At 68.6% G+C, this 11882-nt stretch carries 19 protein-coding genes; all 19 read left to right on the forward strand.

The genetic code is table 11. The annotated features are described in order from the left end of the window. Positions 1-3 precede the first annotated feature (3 nt). The 19 genes from rplF (at position 4) to ACLJQM_RS02650 (ending at position 11874) form a co-directional block, all read left to right on the forward strand. Positions 4-543, forward strand: a complete 540-nt coding sequence (gene rplF, locus ACLJQM_RS02560; RefSeq protein ID WP_103350708.1) for a 50S ribosomal protein L6 — start codon at positions 4-6, stop codon at positions 541-543. 2 nt (positions 544-545) lie between these two features. Then, positions 546-944 carry a 50S ribosomal protein L18 gene (rplR, locus tag ACLJQM_RS02565; RefSeq protein ID WP_247015082.1) on the forward strand — a complete coding sequence of 133 codons (399 nt, stop codon included), beginning with the start codon at positions 546-548 and terminating at the stop codon, positions 942-944. A 34-nt stretch (positions 945-978) separates the two neighbouring features. Further along, positions 979-1626 (forward strand): 30S ribosomal protein S5, encoded by a 648-nt coding sequence (gene rpsE, locus ACLJQM_RS02570; RefSeq protein ID WP_103342416.1) that lies wholly within the window; start codon positions 979-981, stop codon positions 1624-1626. A gap of 1 nt (position 1627) precedes the next feature. Then, positions 1628-1813 carry a 50S ribosomal protein L30 gene (rpmD, locus tag ACLJQM_RS02575; protein WP_155548877.1) on the forward strand — a complete coding sequence of 62 codons (186 nt, stop codon included), beginning with the start codon at positions 1628-1630 and terminating at the stop codon, positions 1811-1813. After that, positions 1810-2256, forward strand: a complete 447-nt coding sequence (gene rplO, locus ACLJQM_RS02580) for a 50S ribosomal protein L15 (RefSeq protein ID WP_247015080.1) — start codon at positions 1810-1812, stop codon at positions 2254-2256. Before rpmD ends, rplO begins: the two co-directional genes overlap by 4 nt. A gap of 101 nt (positions 2257-2357) precedes the next feature. Beyond that, positions 2358-3275 (forward strand): hypothetical protein, encoded by a 918-nt coding sequence (locus tag ACLJQM_RS02585; protein WP_410630024.1) that lies wholly within the window; start codon positions 2358-2360, stop codon positions 3273-3275. Between the two features lie 453 nt (positions 3276-3728). Then, complete coding sequence (secY, locus tag ACLJQM_RS02590; RefSeq protein ID WP_247025374.1) at positions 3729-5036, forward strand: preprotein translocase subunit SecY; 1308 nt, start codon at positions 3729-3731, stop codon at positions 5034-5036. Then, positions 5033-5587 (forward strand): adenylate kinase, encoded by a 555-nt coding sequence (locus ACLJQM_RS02595; RefSeq protein ID WP_086862317.1) that lies wholly within the window; start codon positions 5033-5035, stop codon positions 5585-5587. Before secY ends, ACLJQM_RS02595 begins: the two co-directional genes overlap by 4 nt. Positions 5588-5631: 44 nt before the next feature. Next, positions 5632-6408, forward strand: coding sequence for a type I methionyl aminopeptidase (gene map, locus ACLJQM_RS02600; protein WP_410630278.1), 777 nt, complete (start codon positions 5632-5634; stop codon positions 6406-6408). A 324-nt stretch (positions 6409-6732) separates the two neighbouring features. Beyond that, positions 6733-6954, forward strand: coding sequence for a translation initiation factor IF-1 (gene infA, locus ACLJQM_RS02605; protein ID WP_004558881.1), 222 nt, complete (start codon positions 6733-6735; stop codon positions 6952-6954). 33 nt (positions 6955-6987) lie between these two features. After that, a complete protein-coding gene (rpmJ, locus tag ACLJQM_RS02610; protein ID WP_004558882.1) occupies positions 6988-7101 on the forward strand; it encodes a 50S ribosomal protein L36 in 114 nt (37 codons plus the stop codon). A 206-nt stretch (positions 7102-7307) separates the two neighbouring features. Continuing rightward, complete coding sequence (rpsM, locus tag ACLJQM_RS02615) at positions 7308-7688, forward strand: 30S ribosomal protein S13 (RefSeq protein ID WP_004558883.1); 381 nt, start codon at positions 7308-7310, stop codon at positions 7686-7688. Continuing rightward, positions 7685-7870: a hypothetical protein gene (locus ACLJQM_RS02620; RefSeq protein ID WP_247015076.1), complete on the forward strand. Its 186-nt coding sequence runs from the start codon at positions 7685-7687 to the stop codon at positions 7868-7870. Before rpsM ends, ACLJQM_RS02620 begins: the two co-directional genes overlap by 4 nt. 18 nt (positions 7871-7888) lie before the next feature. Next, positions 7889-8296 carry a 30S ribosomal protein S11 gene (gene rpsK, locus ACLJQM_RS02625; protein WP_004558885.1) on the forward strand — a complete coding sequence of 136 codons (408 nt, stop codon included), beginning with the start codon at positions 7889-7891 and terminating at the stop codon, positions 8294-8296. A gap of 23 nt (positions 8297-8319) precedes the next feature. Continuing rightward, the gene (gene rpsD / locus ACLJQM_RS02630) at positions 8320-8925 is read left to right on the forward strand and encodes a 30S ribosomal protein S4 (protein ID WP_247015074.1); all 606 of its coding nucleotides are present in this window, start codon (positions 8320-8322) and stop codon (positions 8923-8925) included. A 105-nt stretch (positions 8926-9030) separates the two neighbouring features. Then, positions 9031-10101, forward strand: a complete 1071-nt coding sequence (locus tag ACLJQM_RS02635; protein WP_004558887.1) for a DNA-directed RNA polymerase subunit alpha — start codon at positions 9031-9033, stop codon at positions 10099-10101. Between the two features lie 41 nt (positions 10102-10142). Then, positions 10143-10691 (forward strand): 50S ribosomal protein L17, encoded by a 549-nt coding sequence (rplQ, locus tag ACLJQM_RS02640; RefSeq protein ID WP_247015072.1) that lies wholly within the window; start codon positions 10143-10145, stop codon positions 10689-10691. Positions 10692-10764: 73 nt separating this feature from the next. Further along, positions 10765-11595 carry a tRNA pseudouridine(38-40) synthase TruA gene (gene truA, locus ACLJQM_RS02645; RefSeq protein ID WP_410630279.1) on the forward strand — a complete coding sequence of 277 codons (831 nt, stop codon included), beginning with the start codon at positions 10765-10767 and terminating at the stop codon, positions 11593-11595. Positions 11596-11685: 90 nt separating this feature from the next. Next, a complete protein-coding gene (locus tag ACLJQM_RS02650) occupies positions 11686-11874 on the forward strand; it encodes a hypothetical protein (protein ID WP_360768224.1) in 189 nt (62 codons plus the stop codon). Positions 11875-11882 lie beyond the last annotated feature (8 nt).

The following is an 11882-nucleotide window of genomic DNA, read 5'->3' on the forward strand; positions in this document are numbered from 1 at the left end:
GGCATGTCACGCATCGGAAAGCTGCCGGTCGCCGTCCCTTCCGGGGTCGAGGTGACCATCGACGGTCAGCAGATCAAGGTCAAGGGGCCCAAGGGCACCCTTGAGCACACCATCGCCGAGCCGATCACCGTCGAGCGCGACGAAGACGGCACGCTGCTGGTGAAGCGCCCGGACGACGAGCGCACCTCCAAGGCGCTCCACGGGCTCACCCGCACGCTGGTGAACAACCTCGTCGTCGGCGTCACCGCCGGCTACGAGAAGAAGATGGAAATCCACGGCGTGGGTTACCGCGTGCAGGCGAAGGGTTCGGACCTCGAGTTCGCCCTCGGCTACTCGCACCCGGTGAAGATCGAGGCCCCCGAGGGCATCACCTTCAAGGTGGAGACCCCGACCCGGTTCTCGGTCTCCGGCATCGACAAGCAGAAGGTCGGCCAGATCTCGGCCGTCATCCGCAAGCTGCGGCGCCCGGACCCGTACAAGGGCAAGGGCCTGCGGTACGAGGGTGAGAAGATCCGCCGCAAGGTCGGAAAGACGGGTAAGTGATCATGAGCGACACGACTACGAAGCGCAAGCCGGTCGGCACGGACGTCTCGACCCGGCGCCGCGTCGCGAAGGCCCGTCGGCACTTCCGGCTCCGCAAGAAGGTTTCGGGCACCGAGCAGCGCCCGCGCCTGGTCGTCAAGCGGTCCTCGCGGCACATCGCCGTGCAGGTGATCGACGACCTGGCCGGCCACACGCTGGCGTCGGCGTCCACCCTCGAGGCGGACCTGCGTGCGTTCGACGGTGACAAGAAGGCCAAGGCCGCCAAGGTCGGGGCCCTCGTCGCCGAGCGCGCCAAGAACGCCGGGATCTCGGCCGTGGTGTTCGACCGTGGGGGCAACGCCTACCACGGCCGCATCGCCGCGCTCGCCGACGCCGCCCGCGAGGCGGGGTTGGAGTTCTGACGATGCAGAAGCTTGTTAACGGAAGGAAAGCCTGATGCCGGGACGTACACGGCAATTCGGCGGCGGACAGGGCGGACCCGGCGGGCAGGGCGGCAACGACCGCAATGACCGTCGCGGTGGCGGCCGGGACCGGCGCGACAGCGGCCGTGGCGGGGCCGGCCAGGACAAGACCCCGCACCTCGAGAAGGTCGTGACGATCAACCGCGTCGCCAAGGTCGTCAAGGGTGGTCGTCGCTTCAGCTTCACCGCCCTCGTCGTCGTCGGTGACGGTGACGGTCAGGTCGGCGTCGGCTACGGCAAGGCCAAGGAAGTTCCCGCGGCGATCGCCAAGGGCGTCGAGGAAGCGAAGAAGAACTTCTTCCGCGTCCCGCGCGTCGGCGGCACCATTCCCCACCCGATCACGGGCGAGGAAGCCGCCGGTGTCGTGCTGCTCCGCCCGGCGTCCGCCGGTACCGGCGTCATCGCCGGTGGCCCGGTGCGCGCGGTGCTGGAGTGCGCGGGCGTCCACGACGTGCTGTCGAAGTCGCTCGGCTCCGACAACGCGATCAACATCGTGCACGCGACCGTGGCGGCCCTGAAGGGTCTGCAGCGTCCCGAAGAGGTCGCGGCCCGCCGCGGTCTCCCGCTCGAGGACGTCGCGCCGGCCCGGATGCTGCGCCAGCGTGCGGGCCAGGGGGTCTGACATGGCTGAGCTCAAGGTCACGCAGGTCAAGAGCAAGATCGGCACGAAGCACGCTCACCGCGAGTCGCTGCGCACCCTCGGGCTGCGCAAGATCCGCCAGAGCGTCGTGCGTGAAGACACCCCCCAGGTGCGCGGCCTGATCCACACCGTCCGCCACCTGGTGGAGGTCGAGGAGGTCAAGGCATGACGGCCATCAAGATCCACCACCTGCGTCCGGCTCCGGGCGCCAAGCGCGAGAAGATGCGCGTGGGTCGTGGTGAAGGTTCGAAGGGCAAGACGGCCGGTCGCGGTACGAAGGGCACCAAGGCCCGGAAGAACGTGCCCGCCGGGTTCGAGGGTGGGCAGATGCCCATCCACATGCGGCTCCCGAAGCTGCGTGGGTTCAAGAACCGCTTCCGCACCGAGTACCAGCCGGTGAACGTGGGCGACATCGCCCGCGTCTTCCCGGACGGCGGCAAGATCGGCGCCGAGGAGCTCGTGCAGGGCGGCCTGGTCCGCAAGGGCAAGCTGGTGAAGGTCCTCGGCAACGGCGACCTCAACGGCGTCAAGCTGGACATCACGGCGGACGCCTTCTCCGGCTCCGCCAAGGAGAAGCTCGAGGCGGCCGGCGGTTCAGCCACCACCAACTGAGCTGTTCCGCTCTTCGAAGGCCCGTCTGGCTCGCGCCAGGCGGGCCTTCGGCGTACCCGGGTTCCTTGCCGGGAGGCGGATCCGGACGCCAGGATCGGGGAGTGGACAGATCACCGCAGGACCCGGTCGACCCGGCTGAGCCGGCCGAGTCGCCGTTGAGCTTCCCGGTCGAGGCCCCGAGGCCGGCCGGTCTCGAGCCGGGCGCGGGTGCGCAGGCGGGGGAGCCGGCACGCCCTTCGCAGCCGGCGCTGTGGGACTTCCCGGTGGAGCCGCCCGCGACCCCGGTCTTCCCGGCCGATGCGTCGCACCCACAGCCTTCGCTGCCGGCGCCGTTCCCCGTCGCGCAGCTGCCCGGCCTGCCGCTTCAGCCGGCCCAGCCGGAGCCGGCCCAGCCCGGCGAGGACCCCGCGCCGGCCCCCGCCGCCGGGGTTCTGCGTTTCCTCCCGGCCGCCCTCTCCTTCCTCGCGGCCCTCCTGACCGTCGCCGGCACCCTGCTGCCGCTCTTCCGCGTCCAGGAGCACCTCAGCGTCCGCCAGCGGTCCTTCGAAACCCGCCTGGTCATCACCCAGACCGCCTGGGGCACCAGCGTCGAAATCCCCGGCCAGGACGCCACCGACCGGGCCGGCGCGCCGCTCGGGGTGCCGCTCGTCCTCGCCGCCGTCCTGCTGTTCGCCGCCGCCTTCGTGGCCTTCTCCCGGACCGGGCGCGGCCGGTTGCTCATCGGGGCGGCCGCCGTCTTCACCGCCGGCGTGGTCACCACCGTCGGGATGAACCGGTTCGAGCTGAGCGCCCTGGTCGGCGACGTCGACCTCGAGGTCGTCACCGCGACCGGGATGTGGCTGCTGATCCTGGCCGCCGCCGTGGCCGTCGCCGCCGCGGTCGTCGCCCACCTGCCGCTCCGGAACCGCGACTGGGCCGACCCCGCCGTCGCCTACGCCGACACCCCGACACCGCCGAGCGGAGTCGCGATCACCGTCCTGCCGCCCGAAGAGCCGGAACCGCCCGGGCAGTCCGGCTGATCGCGCTTGCGCCAGGGGCGAACGCTGACCGACGGTGCTCGCCGGGCCGGTCCCGCCGACGATCATCGAACGGGCTACGGCGCCCCTCGGCCCGCGCCGGTGCGGGAACACCTCCGAAACCCCGCGACGGGCACCCGCCCGGCAGCCGTCCCGCAGGTGGAAGCCGCAATCCCGTGTACCCGGCATTAAGCGCTTGATCCACAATCTGTCAAGGAATACCGCCAAGACGACGATGTGGATCAACCCGCCGGAGCAACCTTGGTACGGAAAACGCACACGGACTGCGGACACGCCCTGTGAAGCTGTTAGAGTCGGCGACACGCTTCGGGACGAGTGTGCCCCGAAGCGTTCCTGGCTTGCGTGCCAGTAGTGCTGTGTGTTCCCGCCGGCCACCGTGCCGGCCAAGCCGATCGTCGGTTGAGGACGGCCGACGACGCCGAGGAGGTCCCCCGCGTGTTCAGCGCCTTCCGCTCGGCTCTCGCGACGCCGGATCTACGCAAGAAGATCCTGTTCACGCTAGCCATCGTCGCGGTCTACCGAATCGGTGCGACCATTCCGGCACCCGGGATCTCGTACGGAGCCGTCCAGGCCTGTAGTTCCCAGGCGCAGCAGGAAGGCGTCTACCAGCTGCTGAACCTGTTCAGCGGCGGTGCGCTGCTCCAGCTGTCGCTCTTCTCGACCGGCATCATGCCGTACATCACGGCGAGCATCATCATCCAGCTGCTGACCGTGGTCATCCCGCGGTTCGAAGAGCTGAAGAAGGAAGGCCAGTCCGGCCAGGGCAAGCTGACCCAGTACACCCGGTACCTGACGATCGCGCTGGCGATCCTGCAGGCCACCGGTGTGGTCGCGCTCGCGGACCGCAAGCAGCTCTTCCCCGACTGCGCCTCGCCGATCATCCCGGACAACAGCATCTACTCGCTGACCCTGATCGTCGTCACGATGACCGCGGGCACGGCCGTGATGATGTGGCTGGGCGAGCTGATCACCGAGCGCGGCATCGGCAACGGCATGTCCGTCCTGATCTTCCTGAACATCGCGGCGCGCATCCCGGTCGAGGGCGGCAACATCCTCAGCAACGCGGGTGGGGTCGGCCTGGCGGTCGTCTGTGTCTTCGGCCTGATCATCATCGCCAGCGTCATCTTCGTCGAGCAGGGGCAGCGCCGGATCCCGGTGCAGTACGCCAAGCGCATGATCGGCCGCCGGATGTACGGCGGCACGTCGACCTACCTGCCGATCAAGGTGAACCAGGCCGGTGTCATCCCGGTCATCTTCGCGTCTTCCCTGCTGTACCTGCCGGACCTGATCAGCCGCCTCGTCGGCGACCAGAACGCCAACTCCGGCTGGCAGGTGTTCATCAAGAACTACATCGTGAACCAGTCCAGCTGGGTGCACATCGCGCTGTACTTCGCGCTCATCATCTTCTTCACGTACTTCTACATCACGATCACGTTCAACGTGGACGAGCGTGCGGAAGAGATGAAGAAGTTCGGCGGGTTCATCCCGGGCATCCGCCCCGGCCGCCCGACCGCGGAGTACCTGAGCTTCGTGCTCGGCCGGATCACCCTGCCGGGCTCGCTGTACCTGGGCATCATCGCGATCCTCCCGAACTTCTTCCTGTCGTTGACCGGTAGCGGGAACAACCAGAACTTCCCGTTCGGCGGCACGGCTGTGCTGATCATGGTCGGTGTCGGGCTCGACACCGTGAAGCAGATCGAAAGCCAGCTGATGCAGCGCAACTACGAAGGGTTCTTGAAGTGACGCGGCTGGTTCTCGTGGGTCCGCCCGGCGCGGGTAAGGGTACGCAGGCGGTGGCCCTGTCCGAGCAGCTGCGGATCCCGCACATCTCGACCGGCGACCTGTTCCGCGCGCACGTCGGCCAGGAGACCCCGCTCGGCCAGGAAGCGAAGCGCTACCTGGACTCGGGCGAGCTCGTGCCCGACTCGGTGACCAACGAAATGGTCCGCGAGCGCCTCGCGGAGCCGGACGCCAAGGTCGGCTTCCTGCTCGACGGCTTCCCCCGCAACACCAAGCAGGCCGAGGTCCTCGGGGAGATCCTGGGCGACACGGACGTCTCGCTCGACGCGGTGATCCAGCTGCAGGTGCCGGAGGACGTCGTCGTCGGCAGGCTCATGTCGCGCGGCCGCGCGGACGACACCGAAGAGGTCATCCGCCGCCGTCAGCAGATCTACGTGTCGGACACCGCGCCGCTGCTGGAGTACTACGCCGACATCCTCGTGACCGTCGACGGCGTCGGCAGCGTCGAGGAGATCTCCGGCCGGGTGCTGGAAGCGCTGCGCGACCGCACGTGAATCTCGGAGGGTTGCGTGTTCTGCAAGTGCTCCGCCGCGGGCGCATGATCGAGGTCAAGACCCCGGACGAGCTCCAGGCGATGCGGGCGGCGGGTCTCGTCGTCGCTCGCACGCTGGCGGCCGTCCGCGCCGCGGCGAAACCGGGTGTCAGCACCGCCGAGCTCGACGAGCTGGCCGAGCAGACGATCCGGGACGCCGGCGCGGTGCCGTCGTTCAAGGGCTACCACGGTTTCCCGGCGTCGATCTGCGCCTCGGTGAACGAACAGATCGTCCACGGCATCCCGGCGAAGACCCAGGTGCTCGCCGACGGCGACATCATCTCCGTCGACTGCGGGGCGATCCTCGACGGCTGGCACGGCGACTCCGCCGTCACGCTGGCCATCGGCGCCGTCTCCGACGCCGACCTGGCGCTGTCCGCGGCGACCGAAGCGGCGATGTGGGCCGGCATCGAGGCCGTCAGCGCCGGCGGCCGGTTGACCGACATCTCGCACGCCGTCCAGACGGCGGCCGAGCGCGCGGGCCGCGACGACGGCATCGAGTACGGGATGATCCTCGAGTACGGCGGCCACGGCATCGGCCGCCAGATGCACATGGACCCGTTCCTGCCGAACGTCGGCAAGCCCGGCAAGGGCCCGCGGCTCAAGCCCGGCATGGCGCTGGCGATCGAGCCGATGCTGACCGGCGGTGGTGGGGAGACACGCGAGCTGGACGACGGCTGGACGGTCGTCACGGCCGACGGCTCCCGCGCGGCGCACTGGGAGCACACGGTGGCGATCACCGAGAACGGTCCCTGGGTCCTCACTGCCCCCGAAGACGCCTGACGCTTTCGGGGGTCCGGGTGGCGGCGCCCCCGGCCCGGGGCGCAGCCCCGGATGTCACTGACCTGCGCATTCACCCACAAGCGGTGATCGCGGTCACGTCCACCTGCACGTTCCTTTAGCATGGTCACCCCCGGTTTGGGGGTCGCGACACGGGTTGCGTACACTGTCAAGTCGGCGCACTTATCGCGCCCGGATCCTGCGCGCTCGTGAATTCACGATCTTGGGAACCGGGCACCAGTGTGCCACGCAACACCCGACCCAGCACTAGTGCTCGAGTTGATCAGGTGTGGCGACAGACGATACCGACAGGGAAATGCGGAGGACATGGCGAAGAAAGACGGGGCCATCGAGGTCGAAGGCCGCGTAGTCGAGCCGCTCCCCAACGCGATGTTCCGCGTCGAGTTGGAGAACGGTCACAAGGTCCTGGCACACATCAGCGGCAAGATGCGGCAGCACTACATCCGCATCCTGCCCGAGGACAGGGTTGTCGTGGAGCTCTCGCCCTACGACCTCTCTCGTGGTCGCATCGTCTACCGCTACAAGTGATCACGAAGAGCAGCTACTAGGAGAGCAGAAGACGTGAAGGTCCAGCCGAGCGTCAAGAAGATCTGCGACAAGTGCAAGGTGATCCGCCGTCACGGCCGGATCATGGTGATCTGCGAGAACCTGCGGCACAAGCAGCGGCAGGGCTGATCGCCCAGCACTCGACCAGAGTGGATTGACGGCTACACAACCTCCCCGCACCTGCCGGGCCACGCGAGTGGCCCGGTTCACCCCCGGACTTCAGGCCGGGGCCGGGACACCCGAAGCGCAAGCAGAGGGCACGACAGGCGAGTCGGTCCCGGAACCGGACGGGGAGCAGACCTGAAGAGGAAACCCACGAAGGAGCATCAGCGCCAATGGCACGACTCGCTGGCGTAGACCTCCCCCGCGAAAAGCGGTTGGAGATCGCGCTTACGTACATCTACGGCATCGGCCGTACCCGCTCGAAGCAGCTCATCAAGGCTGCCGAGCTCAACGCGGACACCCGCGTCAAAGACCTCAGCGATGACGACCTCGCGAAGCTGCGTACGTACATCGAAGAGAACTTCAAGGTCGAGGGTGACCTTCGCCGCGAGGTGAACGCCGACATCCGTCGGAAGATCGAGATCGGGTGCTACGAGGGCCTTCGCTGGCGTCGCGGACTTCCCGTCCGCGGTCAGCGCACGAAGACCAACGCCCGTACCCGCAAGGGTCCGAAGAAGACGGTCGCCGGCAAGAAGAAGGCTGGCAAGAAGTGAGCGTCCAGGGCAAGAAGGTCGTGCAGATGGGCGGCGTCCGCCGCCGCGGCACGGCTTGCGTTTCGCCCAAGGCGCTCTACGCCCGCCCGATGGCGCTCCGCAACCTGTACACCGACGCCGGTTCGATCATCCGGCGCGGACAGGCCGAAGCGGTCGCCGCTCACCAAGAGAACGCGCGCTAACAGGAGATCCCTCACAACATGCCACCGAAGTCTCGTACTGCGGCCGGGGCCAAGAAGGTCCGCCGCAAGGAAAAGAAGAATGTCGCGCACGGTCACGCGCACATCAAGAGCACCTTCAACAACACCATCGTCTCGATCACGGACCCGACCGGTGCCGTGATCGCGTGGGCGTCGAGTGGGCACGTGGGCTTCAAGGGCTCGCGCAAGTCCACCCCGTTCGCCGCGCAGATGGCCGCCGAGAACGCTGCCCGCAAGGCCGCCGAGCACGGCATGAAGAAGGTCGACGTCTTCGTGAAGGGCCCGGGTTCGGGCCGCGAGACGGCGATCCGCTCGCTGCAGGCGGCCGGCCTCGAGGTCGGCACCATCCAGGACGTGACCCCGCAGCCTCACAACGGCTGCCGCCCGCCCAAGCGGCGCCGGGTCTGAGGAACGGGGAGGAGTAAGAAGAAATGGCTCGTTACACCGGCCCCGCGACGCGTATTTCGCGTCGCCTCAAGGTTGACCTCATCGGCGGCGACCAGGCTTTCGAGCGTCGCCCCTACCCGCCGGGCCAGCACGGCCGCGGGCGCATCAAGGAGTCCGAGTACCTCCTGCAGTCGCAGGAGAAGCAGAAGGCTCGCTACACCTACGGCGTTCTCGAGCGTCAGTTCGTCCGGTACTACAAGGAAGCCGTCCGGCGTCCCGGTAAGACCGGTGAGAACCTACTGCAGATCCTCGAGTCCCGCCTGGACAACGTGATCTACCGCGCCGGCATCGCCCGCACCCGCCGTCAGGCGCGTCAGCTGGTGAGCCACGGCCACTTCCTGGTCAACGGCGTCAAGGTCAACGTCCCGTCGTACCAGGTCACCAAGTGGGACATCATCGACGTGCGGCCGAAGTCGTTCGCGATGCTGCCCTTCGTCGTGGCCAAGGAGTCCTACGGCGACCGCCCGATCCCGGCGTGGCTGCAGGTCGTCCAGTCCAACCTCCGCGTGCTGGTCCACCAGCTGCCGGAGCGCGCGCAGATCGACGTTCCGGTTCAGGAACAGCTGATCGTCGAGCTCTACTCGAAGTAGTCCGGCCCCGGTCGGAATACGGGCGGCGGCGCAACAGGTGCGCCGCCGCCGCGCCATCCCTTCGACGTCATATGGCGGGCGTCGTCTGGAAAGGAATTAGGAAGAATGCTGATTTCCCAGCGGCCGGCTCTCGGCGAAGAGACGGTCAACGAGACCCGCTCCCGGTTCACCATCGAACCGCTGGAGCCCGGCTTCGGCTACACGCTCGGCAACTCGCTGCGTCGTACGCTGCTGTCGTCCATCCCGGGCGCGGCCGTGACGAGCATCCGCATCGACGGCGTGCTGCACGAGTTCACCACCGTTCCGGGGGTGAAGGAAGACGTCACCGACATCATCCTGAACCTCAAGGAGCTCGTGGTGTCCTCGGAAGAGGACGAGCCGGTCACCATGTACCTGCGCAAGCAGGGCCCGGGTGAGGTCACGGCGGCCGACATCGTGCCGCCGGCGGGTGTCACCGTGCACAACCCGGATCTGCACATCGCGTCGCTGAACGGCAAGGGCAAGCTCGAGATCGAGCTCGTCGTCGAGCGCGGCCGCGGTTACGTTCCGGCCCTGCAGAACAAGCAGGCGGGCGCGGAGATCGGCCGGATCCCGGTCGACTCGATCTACTCGCCGGTGCTCAAGGTGACCTACAAGGTCGAGGCCACCCGTGTCGAGCAGCGCACCGACTTCGACAAGCTGATTCTGGACGTCGAGACCAAGCCGTCGATCACGCCGCGCGACGCGGTCGCGTCGGCCGGCAAGACGCTGGTGGAGCTGTTCGGTCTCGCCCGCGAGCTGAACGTCGACGCCGAGGGCATCGAGATCGGCCCGTCGCCGCAGGAAGCGGACACCATCGCTGCCTACGCGATGCCGATCGAGGACCTGGACCTCACCGTCCGGTCGTACAACTGCCTCAAGCGCGAGGGCATCCACACGGTGGGCGAGCTCGTCTCGCGCAGCGAGGCGGACCTGCTCGACATCCGCAACTTCGGCGCCAAGTCGATCGACGAGGTCAAGCTGAAGCTCGTCGGTCTCGGCCTCGCGCTGAAGGACAGCCCGCCCGGGTTCGACCCGACCGCGGCGGCCGCCAGCTACGACGGTGAAGGCTGGTCGGAGGGTGTCGGTGGCATCGCCGACGGGATTTCGGACGGCCACGACGATGGCCAGGACTACGCAGAGACCGAGCAGCTCTGAGGCGCTGAGCCTGGACGCTGTGAGCTGAACTAGGAGAACCAATGCCCACCCCTACCAAGGGAGCCCGGCTCGGCGGGTCGTCCGCGCACGAGCGGCTGATCCTGGCCAACCTGGCCACGCAGCTGTTCGAGCACGGCAAGATCACGACGACCGAGGCGAAGGCGAAGCGGGTCCGCCCGCTGGCCGAGAAGCTGATCACGAAGGCGAAGCGGGGCGACCTGCACAACCGCCGTCAGGTGCAGAAGGTCGTCCGTGACAAGGACGTCGTGCACAAGCTGTTCGCCGAGATCGGTCCGCACTTCGCGGAGCGGGCGGGTGGCTACACCCGGATCACCAAGACGATGCCGCGCAAGGGCGACAACTCGCCCATGGCCGTCATCGAGCTGGTGGCCGAGAAGACGGTGACTTCGGAAGCCGAGCGCGCTCGCAAGACGAAGTTCGCGAAGGACGAGAAGCCCGCCGCCGCCCCGGCCGCGGAGGAGACCACCGAGGCGCCCGCCGCCGAGGAGGCTCCGGCCGAGGACACCGCCGCCGCCGAGACCGAAGCCCCGGCTTCGGACGAGGCCGACGCGGACGCCAAGAAGGACTGAAGTCCTGACGGCAGATTCGACACCGGACGAGCCCGCCACTCCCGCTGGGGAGGGCGGGCTCGTTCGTCTGCGCCTGGACGTCTCCTACGACGGCACGGACTTCTCGGGCTGGGCCCGCCAGCCGGGCCGCCGGACGGTCCAGGGGCTCCTGGAAGAGGCGCTGCAGCGCCAGCCGCCAGGGGCGTCGGTGCCGAAGTCCGTGGTCGTGGCGGGCCGCACGGACGCCGGCGTGCACGCGACCGGCCAGGTCGTCCACGTCGACGTCGTACCGCTTGCCCCGGGGGCGCCCGGCCGGATCCCCGTGTCCGCCGAAGGCATCCCGGACCTGACCCGCATGACGGGCCGGTGGAACCGCCTCCTGCCCGGTGACGTCCGGGTGCTGGGCGCCCGCGTCGCCCCGGCGGGCTTCGACGCCCGGTTCTCGGCGATCCGCCGCCACTACCGCTACCGGGTCTCGGACGCGCCCTGGGGCGTGGACCCGTTGCGCCGCAACGACACCCTCGCGTGGGGCCGTCCACTCTCGACGGACGCGATGAACGCGGCCGCGGCGGAACTGCTGGGCCTGCACGACTTCGCGGCGTACTGCAAGCAGCGCGACACGGGCACGACGATCCGCGAGCTGCAGCGCCTGGTGTGGACGCGGGTGGACGAGCACCTGCTGGAGGTCGAGGTCTCGGCGGACGCGTTCTGCCACTCGATGGTCCGCAGCCTGGTCGGCGTGCTCCTCCTGGTGGGCGACGGCCGCCGCACGGACAGGTGGCCGTCGAAGGTCCTGGAGAGCGGCATTCGCGACAGCGCGGTCGCCCCGGCCCACGGCCTGACCCTGCTGGGCGTGGACTACCCGCCGGACGCGGAACTGGCCGCCCGCGCGGACCAGACCCGCAACGTCCGCACGTCCCCGTGACTACTGCTCGGAGACGACAGCCTGTTGCAGCCTGGTCGAGCCCTCTCAAGAGGTAGAGGAAGAACTACTACCGGAGAGGATCGAGCCGCGATGCTGTTGAACGAGAAGCCTTTGCAGGTCTGCGAGGGAGTGCGCCTGACGCAAGCGATGGTCGACCGGGCGCTCGCCGATGTCGACCCCACCGATGCCGTCGGCCGCAGCGATGCGCTCGCCGCACTGGAACGGCGGCTGCAGGCCGCGGGCGAGGCGGCCACGCCGTCGGCTGGATTGCGTCGCTGACCTCGGAG

Source organism: Amycolatopsis sp. cmx-4-83 (genome assembly GCF_046548815.1).
GTDB classification, from domain to species: domain Bacteria; phylum Actinomycetota; class Actinomycetes; order Mycobacteriales; family Pseudonocardiaceae; genus Amycolatopsis; species Amycolatopsis pretoriensis_A.

Coding starts and splice junctions, on each gene's coding strand:
- rplR (WP_247015082.1), top strand. CDS start 546: ATGAGCGACACGACTACGAAGCGCAAGCCGGTCGGCACGGACGTCTCG.
- rpsE (WP_103342416.1), top strand. CDS start 979: ATGCCGGGACGTACACGGCAATTCGGCGGCGGACAGGGCGGACCCGGC.
- rpsM (WP_004558883.1), top strand. CDS start 7,308: ATGGCACGACTCGCTGGCGTAGACCTCCCCCGCGAAAAGCGGTTGGAG.
- rplF (WP_103350708.1), top strand. CDS start 4: ATGTCACGCATCGGAAAGCTGCCGGTCGCCGTCCCTTCCGGGGTCGAG.
- rplO (WP_247015080.1), top strand. CDS start 1,810: ATGACGGCCATCAAGATCCACCACCTGCGTCCGGCTCCGGGCGCCAAG.
- map (WP_410630278.1), top strand. CDS start 5,632: ATGATCGAGGTCAAGACCCCGGACGAGCTCCAGGCGATGCGGGCGGCG.
- ACLJQM_RS02635 (WP_004558887.1), top strand. CDS start 9,031: ATGCTGATTTCCCAGCGGCCGGCTCTCGGCGAAGAGACGGTCAACGAG.
- rpsD (WP_247015074.1), top strand. CDS start 8,320: ATGGCTCGTTACACCGGCCCCGCGACGCGTATTTCGCGTCGCCTCAAG.
- rpsK (WP_004558885.1), top strand. CDS start 7,889: ATGCCACCGAAGTCTCGTACTGCGGCCGGGGCCAAGAAGGTCCGCCGC.
- rpmD (WP_155548877.1), top strand. CDS start 1,628: ATGGCTGAGCTCAAGGTCACGCAGGTCAAGAGCAAGATCGGCACGAAG.
- infA (WP_004558881.1), top strand. CDS start 6,733: ATGGCGAAGAAAGACGGGGCCATCGAGGTCGAAGGCCGCGTAGTCGAG.
- ACLJQM_RS02650 (WP_360768224.1), top strand. CDS start 11,686: ATGCTGTTGAACGAGAAGCCTTTGCAGGTCTGCGAGGGAGTGCGCCTG.
- rplQ (WP_247015072.1), top strand. CDS start 10,143: ATGCCCACCCCTACCAAGGGAGCCCGGCTCGGCGGGTCGTCCGCGCAC.